Raw genomic sequence first — 17,432 nt, 5'->3', positions numbered from 1 at the left:
CGCTCGGAATAAGCCGGATCTATTCTCCGGCAGGATAGTTGGTGGTGATGTCATCGATCGATTTCCGGTAATGGCGTAAGGCGATGATGATGAGTATCAGAAAAAGCGTGGCATCCACGATGATCGAGGCGAACAGGACCGCGGTATCGTTGATGCTGCTGGCGAGCATGGCGAAAATAACCGGAGGGATCCATACAAAGACCCAGAGGAAATCGCGGTTGGACATCGATTCGGATACGCCGAGCAGAACCATTGCAACGATGCAGGAGCCAGCGGCGAAAAGGATGTAGTTGGAGATTCGCTGAGGGCCTTTCATCTTGAACAGATTGATGATCACGGCCGGGAAAAGCAGGGTTCCCAATGTGGCGAAGGTTACCGTCAGCTGTTCCTCGCTCCGGTAGGGAGTTCCATTTGCCAAGAAGGGGATGATGGCGATCAGGGTGATCAGCAGGCAGAAGAAAACGCCCGATGGCCAGCCAGGGAAAAGAAAAGGCCCGGAAAGTTTTCCCAGAAGACCGAATTTTCTGAATTTCTGGTAGGTCGGCGGCACAAGCGGAGCAAACTCGGTGAGAGAAATCGTGAAAATCGGAGCAAAGATCAGGGCGAATATAAACGGCAGAGCATCGGAATGGGTGAAGCTGGTGGAGCTGGTGATTGCAGCCAGAATGGTGATCAGGAGCGTGAGTAACCTGCGCAGGGTGGAATGATTTTCCGCATACGGCGCGATCAGGGAAGTGCCGATGGAAAGGAAGAAAAAGCCCATGTAGGCGCAGGTGAGGACATAGAGCGAAATCGCGATGCGGGATTCCGGGCTCTCCAGAGAGCAAAATTCCGCGAGGTTTCCGCCGGGACTGCCGCCTAACAACACGCCAAAAAGGGAGAAGGCCGCAACCGGAAGAAACACCACGGGAATGATGGAGCGCAAAAGCACTGAGCCCGTGGCGGATAGCCCCACCGTGATGGCCGTCAAGGCAGCGGAGCTCAGGAAAATCAGTGCGATCATGATGATTTCCCCTAATAGATTCATCCCGCCGAAGAAGTAGCGGAGAATGAGATAGGGAATGATGGTAATGAGAATCAGGCCTGACTGGCTCACGATCGCGGACCATTTGCCGATGACAATCCGCCATGCGGAGAGACGGGTCAGCACGATCATGTCTATCGTGTTATCCTTGATCTCCGCCGATAGCGAAGCGACTCCACGCATCGGCTGGATGACCATCACCGCGATGGAGAAGATGATGAAAATGATGTTGGAGATAGTGCTCCCGGCGTGATCCGAGCTGGCCGCCACCCCAGCCGTTAGCAGGATGACCCCGAGCAGAATCTGCAGAGTCAGGAAGACGGCGATGAATGATTTGGTGCGGAGCCCCTGGCGTAGCTCTTTGACGAGCATGGGTGAGAGGCGGTCTGAAAAATCGTTTAAATACACAGGAATAAGTTCGGGAAAAGGGCTGTCAGCAGTCAGGCGGGGGCTATCCTTCGGTTGCGGCGGGTGGCAGAGGCGGTGGGGAAGCTTGTGTGGCCGGGACCGGAGAATCCTGGGCTTGCTGCTTATCGAGATTCGAGAGCATGTCGATGAAGGCGTCTTCTAGGTTGCGTTGCTCGCGGTGGAAATCGATCACACGGAGATTGTCCCGGATCATGCGGGAGAGGGTATCCGCCGCTTTATTCGGGTCCTCCGTGTCGATACGGATGCGGCCTCCGTTTTTGCGGGATTCCAGCAGCTCAAGGTTTGGTTGCAGGATGGCCCAATCCGCCAGCGCCTGGGGATCGCCATCCAACTGGACGTCATAGAGGACACCGCCGAGCGAGTCTGAAGATTGTTTGAGAGTCTCGGAGTCCCCGTGATGGACGATTCTGCCGTTGTTAATGAAAAGCAGGGAATCACACATCTCGCCGAGTTCGGAAAGAATGTGGGAGGAGATGAAGATGGTTTTTCCTTCCTTGGCCAGGACGCGGATGAGGTGCTTGAGTTCCACCCGTGCTTTGGGATCCAACCCGGCGGCGGGCTCGTCCATGATGAGGACCTGCGGATCATGGAGAAGTGAGCGCCCGAGGCACAGCCGCTGTGTCATTCCTTTGGAAAGTTTGTTCGAAAACCGGTCCGCAAGCGGCACCAGATCCGTGAACTCCATCACCTCCTCAATCCGCTGGCGGCGCTCCGCCCCTTTGTATCCCAGGGCTCGTGCGTAGAAATCCATATATTCAAGCACGGTCATGTTATCATAGTTGCCGAAATGATCCGGCATCCAGCCGATCAACCGGCGCACCTCGGCCGGATGGTGGGTGACATTGATCCCGCATATCTCCGCATGCCCCATGGTCGGGTAATCGAGACTTGCCAGGATCCGCATCGTCGTGGTTTTTCCGGCTCCATTGGCACCGACAAAACCGCAGACCGAGCCGTGCGGGACTTCAAATGATATGCCGTTCACCGCCTGGAGCGGGCCGAAAAAGCGGTAGAGATTGTGGACTGTGATGGCGGAATCGCTCATGTGATGAAATTTTTTTAAACTCAGCGGGCGATCGGGCCTGTGATGATGGTGCTTGTTTTCCAATCGATCCCCGGATGGGTTTCGATCGCGGGCGCGGATGATGAAAGGGCGATGAAATGATCGCTGCGATCCTGAATTTTCGTGAAATAGCTGCGGTTCCGCTTCGTGAATCTGGCCGAGTATTCGTTCAGCGTGGGTAGAATCATCGTTGGATCTACAGGGCTAAGCTTGATTTCGTGGCCTTTGGTCACATTTTCCGCACGATGCCATTGCCCGGAGGAATCCCGGTAAAGCAATGTCTCAAGCGGAAAATCGAAGGTCGAGACCAGCACGCCGGGGCGGGCGGTGGCTTCGATTCTGCCCCGGGTGGGAACGACGGCGGTGATGAGTTGCCCTTGCTCCGAGCGGCTTTGGAACCAGCTGCCGGAGGCAAAAAGTTTTCCACCGTCCGGCTGGAGGTCGAAGTTCCCGCGGGTGGAATAATTATCCGTGAAGCGTGCCCAGCGCGAACTATCGATTGGAACGGGCACAATCAGCACCGGAGTATCAATGGTGAAGCCGGAGGAGGCCATCACGCCCGTCCGGGAAAATTGTTCCTGATGAATGAAAGCCGCGTTCTGGTTTTCATCCGGTCTGACTTCCATAAGAACGATCCGGGTGCCCTCGCCGCCGAAGCCATCCTGGAAAATGATCAAGACGATGAGAAGGATGGAGGTGATGATGGAGATCAGAGGAGTCGTGAAAAACAACCGATGGCGCCGGCCGGATTTTGCGAAAACAAAGAGATTCACCGGTCCGACAATGATCCCGAAGGCAATCAGGATCAGGATGAACAAAACATAGTTGAAGGACTTTTCGCCGAAGGCGTCCTGGATGGGCCACGAGCGCTTGAAATCCTTTGAGACACTATCGATTCGTGAGTTGGACTCACGTTTGTCGAAGACTAGGGCAACGGTTTTTTTTGCTTTGAGCCGGAGGTCCTGGGAGATCGGCTGGATATCCACTTGGCCGAAGCTTAGGTCCTCCGGGATGCCGATGGCGGGGCGGGTCACAGAGGTGGTGGTATAAAGCACAAGATGGCCGCCCAATCTCAGCCAGGAAATGATCGCATTGCGTGGCCCCGGCGGGATGAGCGCCCAGTCGGTGTCTGTGAGAATGAGTGTGTCGAAACCGGAGAAAGCCCTCCAATCGTCGGGCAGTTGCTTGGGATCGAAACGCGATGAGAATTCATCGCTCGAGCCGTATGAGGTGCTGCCGGTATGGGCGCTTACCGCAGTATCGAGAGCGGACGCGTTCGGCGTGTAGAGTGTGTTACTGAGAAGAACCTGTGGCTGTTCCGCAGTGAAGACAGAGGAAGAGTTGTTCTGGGTTTCTCCCATCGAGCCCTTCAGCTTCACCACGAAGCTATTGTAATTCATCACGCCATTCTGGGCGCACAATGGAACTAGGATATCGTGGGTGACGGTTGTGCCCGGTTCCGCAGTGAACCGGAAGCTCGAAGAGGAGGACAGGCTGTCGTCGTAGCTGGTTGCGTCCGTGAAATCGAGCGCCACACTGTGTGGGCGGGCCTGATTGTTAGAGATCACGACCCGGACCGGGTGATATCCGCCCAGGCTGGGGCTGGAAAAAAGCCCGATGGCTTCGACGTGGGTATCGGTTTTCGTATCGGCAACCTGCCGGAAAAGGGTTTCCTGCGCGTGAATTGAATGGAGGCCGGTCAACAAGCCGGCGGCGAGCAAAAGAGAGAGTTTTTTAAACATTCCGGAGAGGGTGGTTTGCCAGATGTCCCGGGGGACGGTGCTGAGGTTACGCGGGAACTAGATTTTTAGGTGTCGGGCTATCCTGGAAGGGCACCGTAGCCAGCAATTTAGCAATCACAGAGTTCGGCGTATGGCCATCGACCCTGGCATTGTAATCAAGAACGATCCGATGGCGTAGAACGGCGGGAGCGATCGCTTTCACATCTTCGAAGGAAGCATTTGTCCTGCCATGGATGAGAGCGCGGGCCTTCGCCGCCGAGGCCATGGCCAGTGCTGCCCGCGGGCTAGCGCCGAAACGAATCTGGGCACTCTCCTCCGATGGCTGCGGGTGGGTGGAATCGACCAGACGTGCGATGTAATTTGCGACGACCTCAGGCAGATGAATGCGGCGGACCAGTGCCAGAAGTTCTGAAAATGTCTCCGCGGTCATGATCTGTTCCACCTGTGGCTCGGTGCCCAGCTCTCGATGGGAAACGATGCGCTGCAGCGTTGCCACGTCGTTTTTCATGATCTCCAGCTTGAAAAGAAAGCGATCCAGCTGCGCTTCCGGGAGGGGATACGTGCCCTCCAGCTCAATGGGGTTCTGGGTGGCCAGCACGAAGAAGGGGAGGGGGAGCTCGTGGCTCTCGCCCAGCACGGTGACGCGGCGCTCCTGCATGGCTTCCAGAAGAGCGGATTGCGTTTTAGGTGAGGCGCGGTTGATTTCATCCGCCAGCACGATATTCGCGAAAAGCGGCCCCGGCTGAAAGACGAACTCACGGCGGCCCGCAACTTCCTGCAACACAGGATTTCCCGTGATGTCTCCGGGCAGTAGGTCGGGAGTGAACTGGACCCGCTTGTTCTCGAGGTGGAGCAACTTGGAGAGACCTTTCACAAGCTCGGTCTTGCCCAGCCCCGGCAGGCCTTCCAGAAGAATATGGCCGCGTGCCAGAACGCCGGTCAGCACCAGTTCGATAATCTCTTCCTGGCCGAAGAGGACTTCGTTCAGCCCCTGGTTGAGTGAGCGCAAATGCTTGGCCGCTTCCGCGACTTCGGTCTCTGTGGCGTGATCCATGGAAAGAGATTTTAGGAAACTCTCGGAAAGCGCAAGGTCAGAGCTGACTCGTGAAAAGAATCTTCGCTCCTGGAATGGACAAGCCGCGCCATCACGTTACCTTCCCCGCGAAAGATGCAAGCGCCTGACCTCCAACCCGTAACTCCGGATCCAAAAAAACTGCTCCGCACCGCATTGATTCTCGTGCTCATCATGGTGCTCGGCGGAATTTTCATTCTCAAAGCCTATCAGAAACGCACGAAAGAAACGTCCAGGGAAAATGTCCCGAGCTTCCTGTTCCAGATCTCGGAGACCAAAGACCTGAATTTTGTTCGGCAGGATGGGAAAATCAGCGAGCTCCTCGCGCTGAAAGGTAAGGTTTTGGTCATCCAATGCCTGCCGCAATCGCAACCCGATGAAACGACCATCGGCGTGATGAAGCGTCTGGCGGAGAAATACAAGAGCCGCGATGATGTCGCGCTCGTGACCTTGGTGCTGGATCCCGGTGAGCCGGAACAACTTGTCCCGCAGCTTAGCGAGGTGGCTGATACTCTGGGTGCGGAGCTTCCCCAATGGACTGTGGCTTCCAATGAGCGGCCGACTCTCCATCGCTTTATCAAAAATGAATTCAAAGCCTCCATGCTTCCCCACGAGAAGGATGGAAAATGGATTTATGACCAGTCTATCGTTCTGGTGGACAGGGAAAGGCATATCCGCCGTGCCGTGGTTCCCCAAAAACGGGGAGGCGCCCCGTTTGTCGCTGCCTTCGATTTCGAGAAATCCAAGCAGTGGGACGAGGAGGGGATCAAGACCGGAACCGATCTCAACAACGTCGAGCAGCTTGAGGTTCTGCTGGGCGAAACCATCGAAATTCTTCTCAACGAGAAATCAACATCATGAACAAAAAGACAACTCTCATCGTTTTTTATACCGCCGTCGCGGCGATCTGCGTGGGCATTCTCGCAATTGTGAACCTCTTCATCGTGCCGCGAATGAAGGCAAAGGGAGCGGAGACGGAGGCATTTATCCATGTCGGGCAGGAGCAGCATCAGGAATGGTTTCCCATCGAAAAGGATCTCAACGCGACAAACCAGGCGGGAGAAGCAGTCAAGCTTTCCGATTTGCGGGGCAAAGTCTGGGTTGTGGCGGAATTTTTCGCCATCTGTCCGCATTGTGCGGTCCGGAACGGAGCCGAACTCCGTGTGATCTATGATGAATTCAAGGATAACCCGGATTTCCAGATGGTATGCATCAGCGTGGACCCGGAGACCGATAACACAGAAAGGCTGGCGGAATATGCCAATGCCCTCGGCGCGGAGGTCGATGACTGGTGGTTTCTAACCTCCGGAGACGAAAAAGCGACCCACGATTACCTCGAAAATACCTTGAAGTTTTTCGGGATCCGCGAGCGCTCGGATCCGGCTGATATCGAGGCAAATGGTCGTTTCCAACACGACATGGGGCTCCTCGTCGTGGACAGAAATTTCAACGTGATCGGCAAGTGGCCACTGGCGGACGCGCGCTCCGAAGAGGGACGTGCGCAGAATCCTGATCTTTACGAAAAGCTAAAAGCAGACATGTTTGCGCGCATCAAAGCGGAGCTGGAGAAGCCCGTAGCAGCGGATAACTGAAAAACAAACAAACGATATGACAGCGGGGGGTGAACGTCAGGAGTGGTTGCGGAAGAAACCGAATTATCGGCTTTCCGGAAAACTGAAAATCGGCGCGTGGATTGTCACCGCCCTGGTCTTTGTTCTGGTGGGGCTGATGCGGCGTCCGGATCTGAAGATTCCATTGCCGGAAGGGGTCGATCTTGGTTTTCTACCGCCGATCCACGCCCTGCTCAATTCCGCTGTCGCTGTTTGCTTGATCGTAGCGCTCTCCGCGATTCGCGGCGGAAATGTGCGGAGGCACCGGGCATTTATGCTCTCCGCGATCGCTTTGTCCGTGGTTTTTCTGCTGGGTTACGTGGCCTACCATTTTACCACGGTGGAGACGCTTTTTGGCGATGCTGACGGGAATGGAAACCTCGAAATCGGCGAGCTGCAATCGGTTGGCTTGAGCCGCCCGATCTATATGCTGCTGCTGGTGACACATATTCTTGCCGCTGCCGTCAGTCTGCCGCTCATTTTGCTAACCTTTATTTCCGCGCTGACAAATCGCTTCCGGGATCATCGGAGCATGGCCCACTGGGTATTCCCTATTTGGCTTTACGTCGCAATTACCGGGCCGATCTGCTACTTCATGCTCCGGCCCTACTATTGAGGATTCGCCGGAAATGCCTTGAGGGAAGGATTGACCCCCTGCGGCCTGGGTGGGAAATTCCCTCCATATGAGCCACTCATCCCAAAGCACCAGCGGGCAAGTCCCGGGCAAGGAACTGTATGAATCCCTCACCGCCTTGCTAGGTGAAGGGAAAGTCTCGCTGGCAGGGGATGTTCTCGATACCCATTCCATCGACAAGTGGTTTGCCAGCCATCGGCCGGATATCGTGGTCTTTGCCGAGTCCACGGCAGATGTCTCGAAGGTGTTAGGCTTTGCCAATGAGCGGAAAATTCCCGTCACGACCCGTGGAGCTGGGGTGGGCTACGTGGGTGGCTGCGTGCCGATGCGGGGCGGGATTGTGCTTTCGACGGCACGGATGAATCGTATTCTAGAAATCCGCACCGAAGACGGCGTGGCCATTGTTCAGCCCGGTGTTATCACTGGGGATCTGCAAGCCGCCGTTCGTCAGCTTGGCTGGGACTATCCGCCCGATCCGGCATCGCTCAAGGAATGCTCCATCGGCGGAAACATCGCAACAAATGCCGGCGGACCACGGTGCCTGAAATATGGAGTCACGCGGAGCTATGTGTTGGGGCTCGAAGTGGTGCTTGCCGATGGGCGGGTGATGCGCTGCGGCGGGAGTTTGCACAAAAATAAAACCGGTTTCGATCTTATCGGGCTCTTTGTGGGATCTGAAGGGATGCTGGGAATTGTGACGGAAATCACCGCCCGTCTCATCCCAAAACCGAAAAGTCGCGGTATGCTCGCTGCCGTTTTTCCCGATTTTCCCACTGCTGCAAAAACAGTGCAAGCAATCCTGCAGGCAGGCCATCTTCCTTCCGCATTGGAAGTGACGGATGCGTTCACACTTGCCGCGGCCCGCAAAAAGCTTGGCGCGGAGGTTTTTCCACCGGGCGACGGGCATTTGATCATGGAGATCGATGGCCGCCCGGCGGCAGTGGCCTCCGAGCTTGAGGAGCTTCAGGACCTACTGAAATCATGTGGAGCCGGGGAAATACGCATTGCCCGAGAGGATGCCGAGTGCGAGAAAATCTGGCAGCTCCGGAGGGAGTTTTCCTATTCTCTCCGGGATACGGGATTGACCAAGCTGAACGAGGATATCGTCGTCCCCCGCGGCAAATTGGTGGAATTGGTCAATTTCGCCCGTGATCTGGAAAAGGAAACGGGAATAGCGGTGGCATGCTTCGGCCATGCCGGCGATGGCAATATCCATACAAACCTGATGGTCGAAGACTATTTGGACCCGGTGATCCGTGAGCGTGCGGATGCGGCATTGGACAAGCTTTTCACCTGGGTCTTATCCCACGGTGGGGCGATCACTGGAGAACATGGAGTAGGATTGGCAAAGAAGCCCTGGATCCGCCAGGCGCTTGGGGAAGTCTCCTTTGGAGTGCATCGTGAAATCAAAACCACGCTTGATCCCAACGGGATTCTGAACCCGGGGAAATTTCTGGATGAGTGATGCTTCCCGCCCCATGTTTTCTCAATGAAAGAGCTTTTCCGCGAACGTGACCTGGCACGTATCAGCTACTACCAGTCTTTGCTCGAATACGCTGGAATCGCGACGTTTATCAAAAACGAGAATCTTTCCACGACAGAGGGGTTCTCCATACCGGATTATTTTCCGGCTCTATGTGTGGTTCACGATGAGGATTTTGATGCCGCTCAATCATGTATCCGGCAGAATCTGATGGAGAACCAAAAGGCCTCGGAGACCGAGATCCTCTGCCCGAGCTGCGGGGAGAAATCTCCAGGAAATTTTGCCTGCTGCTGGAACTGTGAGGCAGCACTTGCGCCGCCAGATTCCCAACGGGGGTGAAAGAGGCTTTTTCAAACTTTTGAAGAGAGAAAAGTTAATTAGGAATAGCTTATTTTCCAGTCAGTAAAACAATCTTGCTCTTGCTGGGGCGGCGGGGGATGCTGTGGGCGTTGAAATAATGGCCAATCGAGTAAACAGAAAACGTGGTGATGTTGAAGAACCCAAGAAGTGGAGCAGCGAGATAGCTGGAATCTGCTGGATGGCTGGTGGCCTGATTCTGTTATTATCCTTACTCTCCTATTCGCCCGCTGACTTGCCGAACGTCGGGATATTCGAGACCTTTGCGGGTGATCCCGATGAACATGGCGAGAATCTTCTGGGACCTGTCGGAGGGGTGCTCGCATTTGTTCAGATCCTGTTGCTGGGAGCTGCCGGATGGATGCTTGCGCTAGGCTTTGTGTGGTTCGGTATCCTGAAGATGGCCTTCCGGGGAAGACTTTGGCCGAGGATCGCAACCGGCTTGGCGGTGGTTCTTCTCACTGCGGCGATTTGGCTCCACGCGGCGGAGATATTTTTTGGAGAATGGGTCGCCCGCTGTGAGATGAGCGGGCGTCCGGGCGGGGTGTTGGGACATGCTTTGGGAGGCTCCATCCTCATGCCTATCATAGGCAAAGGCGGCACTCTGGTGATCAGCGCGATTGGTTATTTTATCGGTCTCATTTGGCTGACGGGGCAGACACCACTTGAATTTTTGCGCGATTGCCACGCTTTGGTAAAAGCGAAGATCGCGGCATGGAAGGCGAGCCGCACCGAGGCCGGCCGTGCGGAATCGCGTGAGAGAGAGCTTCTTGCGGAAAGGGAACGGCAGCGGGAACAGCTCAAGCTGGAGCGTGAAATTGCCCGCTTGAAAGCGGCGGAGACCGATGAGCCAGGCCAGAAGGAGCTGCCGATCCGCGAAACCCCGATGCCCCAAATCATCGATTCATCCCAGCGCCGCACGGCTGAGCCCATGGAAGCAGGGGCCAAGCCTTTCGAGCGCCGGAAACCCTCACATCAATCATTGTCGGTTGCGGATTATGCCGATTACGAGCTGCCGGGCTTTGACCTGCTTGACGAAGTGGAAGAAGAGCCGGAATCCGCGAACCACGAAGAGCTTCTTGAAATACAAACGACGATTGTCGATACACTGAAAGCCTTCGGCATCGATGTGACCCCCGGAGACATCACCAGGGGACCCACAATCACGCGCTATGAGATCTATCCATCCACGGGATTGCGCGTTTCCAGAATCTCCCAGCTGGAGGCGGATCTTGCCCGCGCGACCCGTGCGGAACGGATCAATATTCTCGCTCCTATTCCGGGCAAAGACACAGTCGGCATCGAGATCGCGAACTCTACAAAAGTCGCGGTGCCACTTCACGAGCTACTGCACGACCCGGATTTCCGCTCCGCAAAGAAAAAGATCCCGCTCGCTCTCGGGAAAGACGTATACGGGAAAACCGTGATCGGGGATCTCGCAGCAATGCCGCACTTGCTCGTCGCAGGTGCCACCGGTTCGGGGAAATCGGTCTGTATTAACTCGATCATTGCCTCGATTCTTTTCAAGTTCGGGCCCGATGAACTGCGGTTTATCATGGTCGATCCGAAAGTGGTGGAGATGCAGATGTATAACAAACTGCCACACATGGTTGTGCCGGTTGTGACGGATCCCAAGAAAACAGTGGCCGCTCTCAAGTGGGTGGTGAACGAGATGGAGAAGCGCTACAAGATTTTCGCGAAGATGGGCGTGCGCAATTTCGATGGATTCAACAATCGTCCGCGGGAGGAGAAGGAGTCCGAGCCGGAAGTGCCGGAGGAAGAAGAACCTGAGGTGGATTTGGATGAGATCGAAGCAATCGCCACGGCCCTCGGTGAAGGGGATTTAGGGCCTGAGGCTGATTTCGACGAATTGGAAGTGGAGGAGGATGAGATCCCGGATCGCTTCCCGTATATCGTGGTGTTGATCGACGAGCTTGCCGACTTGATGCAAACCGCACCGGCGGATGTGGAAATGTGTATCGCCCGGATTGCTCAGAAAGCCCGGGCTGCGGGAATCCACCTGATCATTGCAACACAGACACCGCGTGCGGACGTGGTAACAGGTATCATCAAGGCAAACATCCCCAGCCGTATCGCATTCCAGGTTTCTTCGGCGCTGGATTCCCGGGTCATTCTGGATACGAAGGGCGCGGACAAGTTGGTCGGCAAGGGAGATATGCTGTATCTGCCACCGGGTTCCGCCAAACTTGAGCGCGCGCAAGGGGCGTTCGTTTCCGACGAAGAGGTTGAGCGGATTGTTGAACATTGCGCGAATCAGGCGAAGCCTCGCTACGAAAAGGATATCAGCATGAGCATCGAGGCAGCGGGCAATGATGAGCAGGACGAGGTTTCGGACGCCGATGAGGAAATGATTATCCGCTGCATCGAAGTGGTGCGGCAGGAGCAGAAAGCAAGCACATCGCTACTTCAGAGAAGGCTGCGGCTCGGTTACACCCGGGCGGCTAGAATGGTCGATATCCTGGAACAGCGTGGGATTGTCGGCCCGGGGGATGGCGCCAAGGCACGGGAGGTTTTTCTGAAATAGTCTGCTGTCACGAGCATTGAAGAATAGATATTTTGAACAACGACGTCGCATACTTTTTGGCTTTTCAGGAGACTGAGAAGAATGCCTCGCCATTGACTGTCCGCAACTATGCCGCGGCGCTGAAGGATTATGAATTGTGGCGCGGAGAGGAATTCGAATGCTGGAGGAAAGAGAAACCGGATAATTTCCGCAATTTTCTTTACGAGCTGATGAAACGGGAGATGAAGCGCTCGACGATTCGCCTGCGCTTTGCCGCCTTGCGTTCCTTTTACAAATATCTCGTGCTTCGAAGGGGATTGGAGAAAAGCCCTGTGGCAGAAGTGCAAATGCCGAAACTGGAGCGCGGATTACCCGTTGTCCTAAGCCGCAAACAAATGGACGAACTGCTCGATATTCCATTGAAATGCGAGGCTCCGGCAAAGGGCCCGGGCTGGCTGAGGTATAGGGATGCGGCGATTCTGGAACTCTTTTACTCCTCCGGTCTACGGATCTCCGAATTGTTGAGCCTTGATGTGAAGGATATCGATTTTTCCAGTGAGATTGTTCGAGTAAGAGGCAAGGGAGGAAAGGAGCGGATGGTCCCCGTAGGAGGGGCGGCAATCCGGGCGATACAGAAATACCGGGAAGAGGCAGCTGTGACAAACTCGGCTCTTTTCCGCAGTATCCGCGGAACACGGATTACCCAGCAGGCGATTGATCAGATGTTGAAAAAGTATTTGAAGCTCAGTGGGATTTCCTTCGGAGTGAGTCCACACAAGCTGCGGCATAGTTTCGCGACCCATCTTTTGGATGCTGGCGCGGATCTACGTAGTGTGCAGGAGTTGCTCGGGCACTCCTCACTATCCACGACGCAGATCTATACGCATGTTACAAAGGAACGAATGAAAAAGGTGTATGACGAAGCCCACCCGAGAGCGTGATATTTTCTTCTGTAGATTGATGATGTTTGCCAGGTTGCTGAGTTTTTTGGGGCTTTCGTCCTGTGCCACACTGCCTCCCGTGACCGGTGAGTCAGGGAGGCTCCGCGAGAAGGCAGCCGGGAAAGATCTGGAGATTCTCTTTATTGGCAACAGCTATAGTTTTGGCATTCCGGCGGCATTTTCAAAACTAGCTCGTGATAACGGTAAAAAGGTCCGTATCGGTCACTCGACGTATGGTGGATGGAGCCTTGCCCGGCACATGGGAAATGCTCCCACCTTGAAGAAACTGCGGAGTCGTGACTGGGATATCGTAGTCATACAGGACTACAGTTTGAACCCATCGCGGAAGGAGCGTGAGAGGAGAAAACTGATGGATCCGGGAGTTCGTTTTTTTGCTGGCGAAGCAAGATCCCGGGGTGCGATTCCGCTGCTTTATCAAACCTGGGGACGGCGTGACGGGAACCCCGAATTGCCCGGAGACGATTTTTATCAAATGACCCAACGGGTCCGGGATGGTTACCGGGCGGCTTCGCGTAACGGTGGCGGTATTATCATCGTGCCGGCAGGCGATGCGTGGGAAAGGCAGTTCAAGGCGGGGCGTGGGCAAGAACTTTTTGTGGAGGATGGGAGTCATCCTAGCGCTTTCGGTAACGAAATCACTGCCAGAGAGTTTTACAAAGTCATCTACGGAAACGAGCCCGAGTAAACCGACCCGTTCCGGCTCATAACGGCCGTAATATTCTGAAAAGAAAAGACCCACGCATCCACCAATGAACAGGCGGATACGTGGGTCAGGCAGTTAAGGATGTTGTGAAGTGCCGGGACTCGAAGTCCTATTTAGTCAAAGTCAATTTGCAAGGGTAACGGCGTTGGGCCGCCCATTCTCCAAGGTAGATGGAGCCTTCAGCATCGACGTAGAGATCGTGCCCATGGAAAAAAGGCTTGGAAGGATCCTGCATGAGTGGCTGGAGGACTCCGTCTTTGTAGACAGGTTCCGTGCCGCCCGGTGCGCTAAGCACTTTCTTCGTCTTTCTGTCCATTACCAGCAAGAAGCCGGATCCCTGCAAGCGCTTGCCGGTTCCGTTTTCCTTGGACCAGCACACGGCGGTGTAGACCTTGTCGTCGCGGAAGAACAATTGTCCGGCATAGGCTCCGGGTAGCTCGATGGTCTCAATATATTCTCCGTCGAGCGTGAACGCTTTCAGTGCGGTTTCATTACGCGATGGAACCCAGACGAGAGGCTTTTCAGGATTGGAAAGATCAAGAGAGACACCGTGGGCGTTGCTTAAATTCGCCGGATCATCCTTCTTTGGACCGCCCCAGCGCCGCACAAGCTCGCCGGTAAGAGTCACCTCATAGATGTAGTCGGAGGCGTAACCATCTGCGATCAAGAGAGTTCCCTGCGGAGTATAGGCAACATCGCACGGCATGAACTTCTTCAGACCCGGCTCACAAATTCCCATATCCTGAGGGGTGGGCAGCGAGCGCACGATCGTGCCATCCGTCTTGAGAATCGTGATTTTTCCGTTCGTAGGCACAGCATCTCCTTCGGCAGGGAAATGCCAGCCGCAATCGACGTGGACCAGATATTCGATACCGTCTTTCTCAAAGATTTCCAGACTATGGCCGCCTAGCAGGCCCTTGCCGAAGGCGCGCACAAAAGTTCCATCCTTCTTGAAGACAAGAAACGCGTTTTCCGGATGATCGGTGACTAGATAGATCAGCCCATTCTTGTCCTCCGCCAGGGCGTGGGAATTGATCACGGGAGCTGTATCAGGGCTGACTTTCGCCCAATGGAAATCCGCGGAATATTTAAGATCACCGTGGCCGAGAATGACATTTTTGCCGATGTGTTCTGCTGAGTTTGGGCCAGCGTGGTTGTCCGGTCCATGCGCGTGGGCGAGGAGGGGAAATAATAGGGTCAGTAATATTGGTTTCATAAATAGGTTTGCTGATCAGAGTGTCATCGCGTGCTCTAGAATAAAACTCTGTAGCGCGCAGTAGAACTGGCTGCGCATGAGAGCCTCGCGGCGGACGAGTGAGGTGCTTTCCGGAGAGTCTTCCGGCTCCGGTCCGAACTGGTATTTTTCTTCCAGAGAAAGCCGGGCCTGGTTGAGAGCACTATACCACGAGGTAGCGTCTTCTCGTGTGATCCAGAGTGGCGAATCCCCGCCTCCGGAAAACGCGGCTGCCGCTTCGATCGAAGCATAGACATAATGAATAGCGTCGCCGAATGATTCGCGTAGATCCGGGACAACGAGATCCTGCCAGTCTTCGCGCAATTTTTCATCGGAAACCAGACCTCCCATGCGCTCCGCCAGATCCTTCTCACAGTTATTTGCATCCATAATGATGGCCCGCAAAGCGTGCCAATCCTGCGGACTCTCCGGATCAATACGAAGTCCGCCTTCCATAGTAGGTGAAACTTTCATCAGGATTTTTCCAAAGAGGTTTTGAGTTGATGTAGCTGAAGCTGTTGGGTGTAGAACTCTGCCTTCTCCAGCTCTCCGCTCCACACCGCGGATCTGCCCTCCTGGTGGACTTGAAGCATCAGGGTGTTGGCGTGGCTTTCATTGTATCCGAAGATTTTCATGAGTACAAAAGTCACGTAGCCCATGAGGTTCACGGGATCATCATGGACAATGACATTCCATGGGTTTTCCGGTGAGACGGTGGTTTCCGTTTCAGTGATCGTGGTGGTATCAGACATGTCTAAACTGGTGCGGAGATCGGCTGTGGGGCTTCGATCCATTTATCGTGTTCCTTGATCAAATCGATCAGGCGCTGGACGGCTTCTGCTTCCGGAATGTTGAATTTTACAGCGGTTTTTCCCACGTAGAGATTGATTTTTCCGGGAGCTCCACCCACGTAGCCGAAGTCCGCATCCGCCATTTCGCCGGGGCCGTTTACGATGCAACCCATTACCGCGATGCGGACGCCCTTCAGGTGACCGGTGGCAGCACGGATCTTCTGGGTGGTGGCCTGGAGATTAAAGAGTGTGCGGCCGCAGGAAGGGCAGGCGACGTAGTCTGTCTTAAAGATTCTGGTGCCCGCGGCTTGGAGAATATTGTAAGCGAGTCTGAGCGATTGGCCCGGAGCCGTTTCTCCGCGCACCAGAATGGCGTCTCCAATCCCATCACAGAGAAGCGAGCCGATGTTTTGTGCCGCGGGAAGCAAGGCTTTGAGAAAATCTGTCTCACCAGTAAGAGGTTGGAGGGTGTCTTTCAGTAGGATGGGGTGGCGGGGATCCACCTTGAAGGCAAGCATGCGGAATGCGTGCAGAGGTGAAAGGTCAATGCCGTCTGCCACGGAGATGAGGCGCGGCTCCGTCTGGCCATTGAGCACGGATACCGCGGATTCATCGCGCGGATCGATTTCAATCACGCCGGACTTTTCATGAACGATCTCGGGCTTGAAATCGCCCATATTGGCGATTTTATGAGCCAATGCGTTCCAGCGTTCCTGTGTGGTGAATACCCGCACAGGCTTTTCCGCACCAAGTTCATAGCCCTGGATGGTGAGGGACTGGCTACTGCGCTTTTCGTAATTGAACGGATTGTAGGAAGGTGACAGCGCCGGAGTGGGTAGCTGGCTGTCTGGATCTGATGGTTTGCTATGTAGCTGGACCATTGCCTGAGCCACCGGGATCTCATGGATCGCATCCTCCGTCAGAGATACGCGGATTGTATCCCCGATGCCGTCTGCCAACAGAGAACCGATGCCAATGGCGGATTTTATCCGGCCATCCTCGCCGTCACCAGCTTCCGTCACGCCCAGATGGATCGGGTAATTCCAATCCGGACCTTCCGCATTGAGTCTGGCTACGAGTAGGCGGTAGGCCTCGATCATCACCTTCGGGTTTGAGGCCTTCATGGAGAAAACGAAATTGTGATAATCGTTTTCCCGGGCAATTCGCGCGAATTCCAAGGCACTCTCACACATCCCCAACGGGGTATCGCCGTAGCGGTTCATAATACGGTCGGAGAGCGATCCGTGATTGGTGCCGATGCGCATCGCGCGGCCAAGATTTTTGGACAAATGGACAAGCGGCGTGAATTGCGCACGAATCCGCTCCAGCTCTTCCTCGTATTGCAGATCCGAGTATTCCCGAATCTCAAATTTTTTCTTATCGGCATAGTTGCCGGGATTGACGCGGACTTTCTCCACCCATTTCACCGCTTCCATGGCAGCATCCGGCTTGAAATGAATATCCGCAACAAGCGGGACATTGCAGCCGGCGGCACGGACCTCCCTGGCAATATTCTCCAAATTTGCGGCATAGACCTTTGTCTGCGCGGTGATACGGACAATTTCACATCCGGCATCCGCCAAAGCCAAAACCTCAGCCACACAGGCAGGCGTATCACGGGTGTCCGAAGTGATCATCGACTGGACGCGGATGGGATTGCTACCTCCAACGCCAATGTCCCCAACCATCACTTCGCGAGTTTTCCTGCGGGAGTAGCTAAGGAGATCGGGGCAATATGATAGATCGGTGTGAGGAGTCATGGACGGGTGCAAGATAGACAGGAAATTTTCCATGGGCAATGACG

The 17,432-nt window shown here is 54.9% G+C and carries 16 protein-coding genes; 8 read left to right on the top strand and 8 right to left on the bottom strand.

Features of this window, described 5'->3' with window-relative positions; genetic code table 11:
* Window positions 1-19: 19 nt before the first annotated feature.
* From ACFSSA_RS06385 to ACFSSA_RS06370, 4 genes are read right to left on the bottom strand one after another with little or no spacing between them, the layout of a single operon-like run.
* On the bottom strand, window positions 20-1,432 hold the full coding sequence (locus ACFSSA_RS06385; protein WP_386819409.1) for an ABC transporter permease: 1,413 nt from the start codon (window positions 1,430-1,432) through the stop codon (window positions 20-22).
* Between the two features lie 43 nt (window positions 1,433-1,475).
* Window positions 1,476-2,498, bottom strand: a complete 1,023-nt coding sequence (locus ACFSSA_RS06380; protein WP_386819407.1) for an ABC transporter ATP-binding protein — start codon at window positions 2,496-2,498, stop codon at window positions 1,476-1,478.
* A 20-nt stretch (window positions 2,499-2,518) separates the two neighbouring features.
* Window positions 2,519-4,258 (bottom strand): hypothetical protein, encoded by a 1,740-nt coding sequence (locus tag ACFSSA_RS06375; RefSeq protein WP_386819405.1) that lies wholly within the window; start codon window positions 4,256-4,258, stop codon window positions 2,519-2,521.
* Between the two features lie 46 nt (window positions 4,259-4,304).
* Window positions 4,305-5,312 carry an AAA family ATPase gene (locus ACFSSA_RS06370; RefSeq protein WP_386819403.1) on the bottom strand — a complete coding sequence of 336 codons (1,008 nt, stop codon included), beginning with the start codon at window positions 5,310-5,312 and terminating at the stop codon, window positions 4,305-4,307.
* Between the two features lie 114 nt (window positions 5,313-5,426).
* Here ACFSSA_RS06370 and ACFSSA_RS06365 point away from each other — a divergent pair, with 114 nt between their 5' ends.
* The 8 genes from ACFSSA_RS06365 to ACFSSA_RS06330 all read left to right on the top strand — a co-directional run bounded on the left by ACFSSA_RS06365 (window position 5,427) and on the right by ACFSSA_RS06330 (window position 13,585).
* On the top strand, window positions 5,427-6,191 hold the full coding sequence (locus ACFSSA_RS06365) for a hypothetical protein (protein ID WP_386819401.1): 765 nt from the start codon (window positions 5,427-5,429) through the stop codon (window positions 6,189-6,191).
* A complete protein-coding gene (locus tag ACFSSA_RS06360) occupies window positions 6,188-6,922 on the top strand; it encodes an SCO family protein (RefSeq protein ID WP_386819400.1) in 735 nt (244 codons plus the stop codon). Before ACFSSA_RS06365 ends, ACFSSA_RS06360 begins: the two co-directional genes overlap by 4 nt.
* Window positions 6,923-6,938: 16 nt before the next feature.
* Window positions 6,939-7,556, top strand: coding sequence for a DUF420 domain-containing protein (locus tag ACFSSA_RS06355; RefSeq protein WP_386819398.1), 618 nt, complete (start codon window positions 6,939-6,941; stop codon window positions 7,554-7,556).
* Window positions 7,557-7,623: 67 nt separating this feature from the next.
* The gene (locus ACFSSA_RS06350) at window positions 7,624-9,039 is read left to right on the top strand and encodes an FAD-binding oxidoreductase (RefSeq protein ID WP_386819396.1); all 1,416 of its coding nucleotides are present in this window, start codon (window positions 7,624-7,626) and stop codon (window positions 9,037-9,039) included.
* A gap of 24 nt (window positions 9,040-9,063) precedes the next feature.
* Window positions 9,064-9,396: a putative signal transducing protein gene (locus ACFSSA_RS06345; RefSeq protein WP_386819394.1), complete on the top strand. Its 333-nt coding sequence runs from the start codon at window positions 9,064-9,066 to the stop codon at window positions 9,394-9,396.
* A 118-nt stretch (window positions 9,397-9,514) separates the two neighbouring features.
* Complete coding sequence (locus ACFSSA_RS06340; protein WP_386819392.1) at window positions 9,515-11,959, top strand: FtsK/SpoIIIE family DNA translocase; 2,445 nt, start codon at window positions 9,515-9,517, stop codon at window positions 11,957-11,959.
* A 32-nt stretch (window positions 11,960-11,991) separates the two neighbouring features.
* The gene (gene xerA, locus ACFSSA_RS06335) at window positions 11,992-12,879 is read left to right on the top strand and encodes a site-specific tyrosine recombinase/integron integrase (protein ID WP_386819390.1); all 888 of its coding nucleotides are present in this window, start codon (window positions 11,992-11,994) and stop codon (window positions 12,877-12,879) included.
* Window positions 12,854-13,585: a hypothetical protein gene (locus ACFSSA_RS06330; protein WP_386819388.1), complete on the top strand. Its 732-nt coding sequence runs from the start codon at window positions 12,854-12,856 to the stop codon at window positions 13,583-13,585. The genes xerA and ACFSSA_RS06330 overlap by 26 nt, the downstream gene beginning before the upstream one ends.
* A gap of 127 nt (window positions 13,586-13,712) precedes the next feature.
* Here the strand turns inward: ACFSSA_RS06330 and ACFSSA_RS06325 are convergent, their stop codons facing one another.
* From ACFSSA_RS06325 to ispG, 4 genes are read right to left on the bottom strand one after another with little or no spacing between them, the layout of a single operon-like run.
* Entirely contained in the window at window positions 13,713-14,819 is a 1,107-nt protein-coding gene (locus ACFSSA_RS06325; RefSeq protein ID WP_386819386.1) for an NHL repeat-containing protein, read from the bottom strand.
* Window positions 14,820-14,834: 15 nt separating this feature from the next.
* A complete protein-coding gene (locus ACFSSA_RS06320) occupies window positions 14,835-15,311 on the bottom strand; it encodes a DUF2017 family protein (RefSeq protein WP_386819384.1) in 477 nt (158 codons plus the stop codon).
* The gene (clpS, locus tag ACFSSA_RS06315; RefSeq protein ID WP_386819382.1) at window positions 15,311-15,589 is read right to left on the bottom strand and encodes an ATP-dependent Clp protease adapter ClpS; all 279 of its coding nucleotides are present in this window, start codon (window positions 15,587-15,589) and stop codon (window positions 15,311-15,313) included. Before clpS ends, ACFSSA_RS06320 begins: the two co-directional genes overlap by 1 nt.
* 2 nt (window positions 15,590-15,591) lie before the next feature.
* Complete coding sequence (gene ispG, locus ACFSSA_RS06310; RefSeq protein WP_386819380.1) at window positions 15,592-17,388, bottom strand: (E)-4-hydroxy-3-methylbut-2-enyl-diphosphate synthase; 1,797 nt, start codon at window positions 17,386-17,388, stop codon at window positions 15,592-15,594.
* Window positions 17,389-17,432 lie beyond the last annotated feature (44 nt).

Origin of the sequence: Luteolibacter algae (assembly GCF_042683045.1) — a bacterium.
Lineage (GTDB): Bacteria > Verrucomicrobiota > Verrucomicrobiia > Verrucomicrobiales > Akkermansiaceae > Luteolibacter > Luteolibacter algae.
The sequence above is the reverse complement of the archived record's forward strand: the minus strand, read 5'-3'. Positions and strand labels throughout refer to the sequence as shown.

Bases quoted from the DNA above. Each gene is read 5' to 3' on its own strand.
- ACFSSA_RS06380 (WP_386819407.1), bottom strand. From the start codon at position 2,498: ATGAGCGATTCCGCCATCACAGTCCACAATCTCTACCGCTTTTTCGGC.
- ACFSSA_RS06375 (WP_386819405.1), bottom strand. From the start codon at position 4,258: ATGTTTAAAAAACTCTCTCTTTTGCTCGCCGCCGGCTTGTTGACCGGC.
- ACFSSA_RS06370 (WP_386819403.1), bottom strand. From the start codon at position 5,312: ATGGATCACGCCACAGAGACCGAAGTCGCGGAAGCGGCCAAGCATTTG.
- ACFSSA_RS06365 (WP_386819401.1), top strand. From the start codon at position 5,427: ATGCAAGCGCCTGACCTCCAACCCGTAACTCCGGATCCAAAAAAACTG.
- ACFSSA_RS06360 (WP_386819400.1), top strand. From the start codon at position 6,188: ATGAACAAAAAGACAACTCTCATCGTTTTTTATACCGCCGTCGCGGCG.
- ACFSSA_RS06355 (WP_386819398.1), top strand. From the start codon at position 6,939: ATGACAGCGGGGGGTGAACGTCAGGAGTGGTTGCGGAAGAAACCGAAT.
- ACFSSA_RS06350 (WP_386819396.1), top strand. From the start codon at position 7,624: ATGAGCCACTCATCCCAAAGCACCAGCGGGCAAGTCCCGGGCAAGGAA.
- ACFSSA_RS06345 (WP_386819394.1), top strand. From the start codon at position 9,064: ATGAAAGAGCTTTTCCGCGAACGTGACCTGGCACGTATCAGCTACTAC.
- ACFSSA_RS06340 (WP_386819392.1), top strand. From the start codon at position 9,515: ATGGCCAATCGAGTAAACAGAAAACGTGGTGATGTTGAAGAACCCAAG.
- ACFSSA_RS06330 (WP_386819388.1), top strand. From the start codon at position 12,854: ATGACGAAGCCCACCCGAGAGCGTGATATTTTCTTCTGTAGATTGATG.
- ACFSSA_RS06325 (WP_386819386.1), bottom strand. From the start codon at position 14,819: ATGAAACCAATATTACTGACCCTATTATTTCCCCTCCTCGCCCACGCG.
- ACFSSA_RS06320 (WP_386819384.1), bottom strand. From the start codon at position 15,311: ATGAAAGTTTCACCTACTATGGAAGGCGGACTTCGTATTGATCCGGAG.
- clpS (WP_386819382.1), bottom strand. From the start codon at position 15,589: ATGTCTGATACCACCACGATCACTGAAACGGAAACCACCGTCTCACCG.
- ispG (WP_386819380.1), bottom strand. From the start codon at position 17,388: ATGACTCCTCACACCGATCTATCATATTGCCCCGATCTCCTTAGCTAC.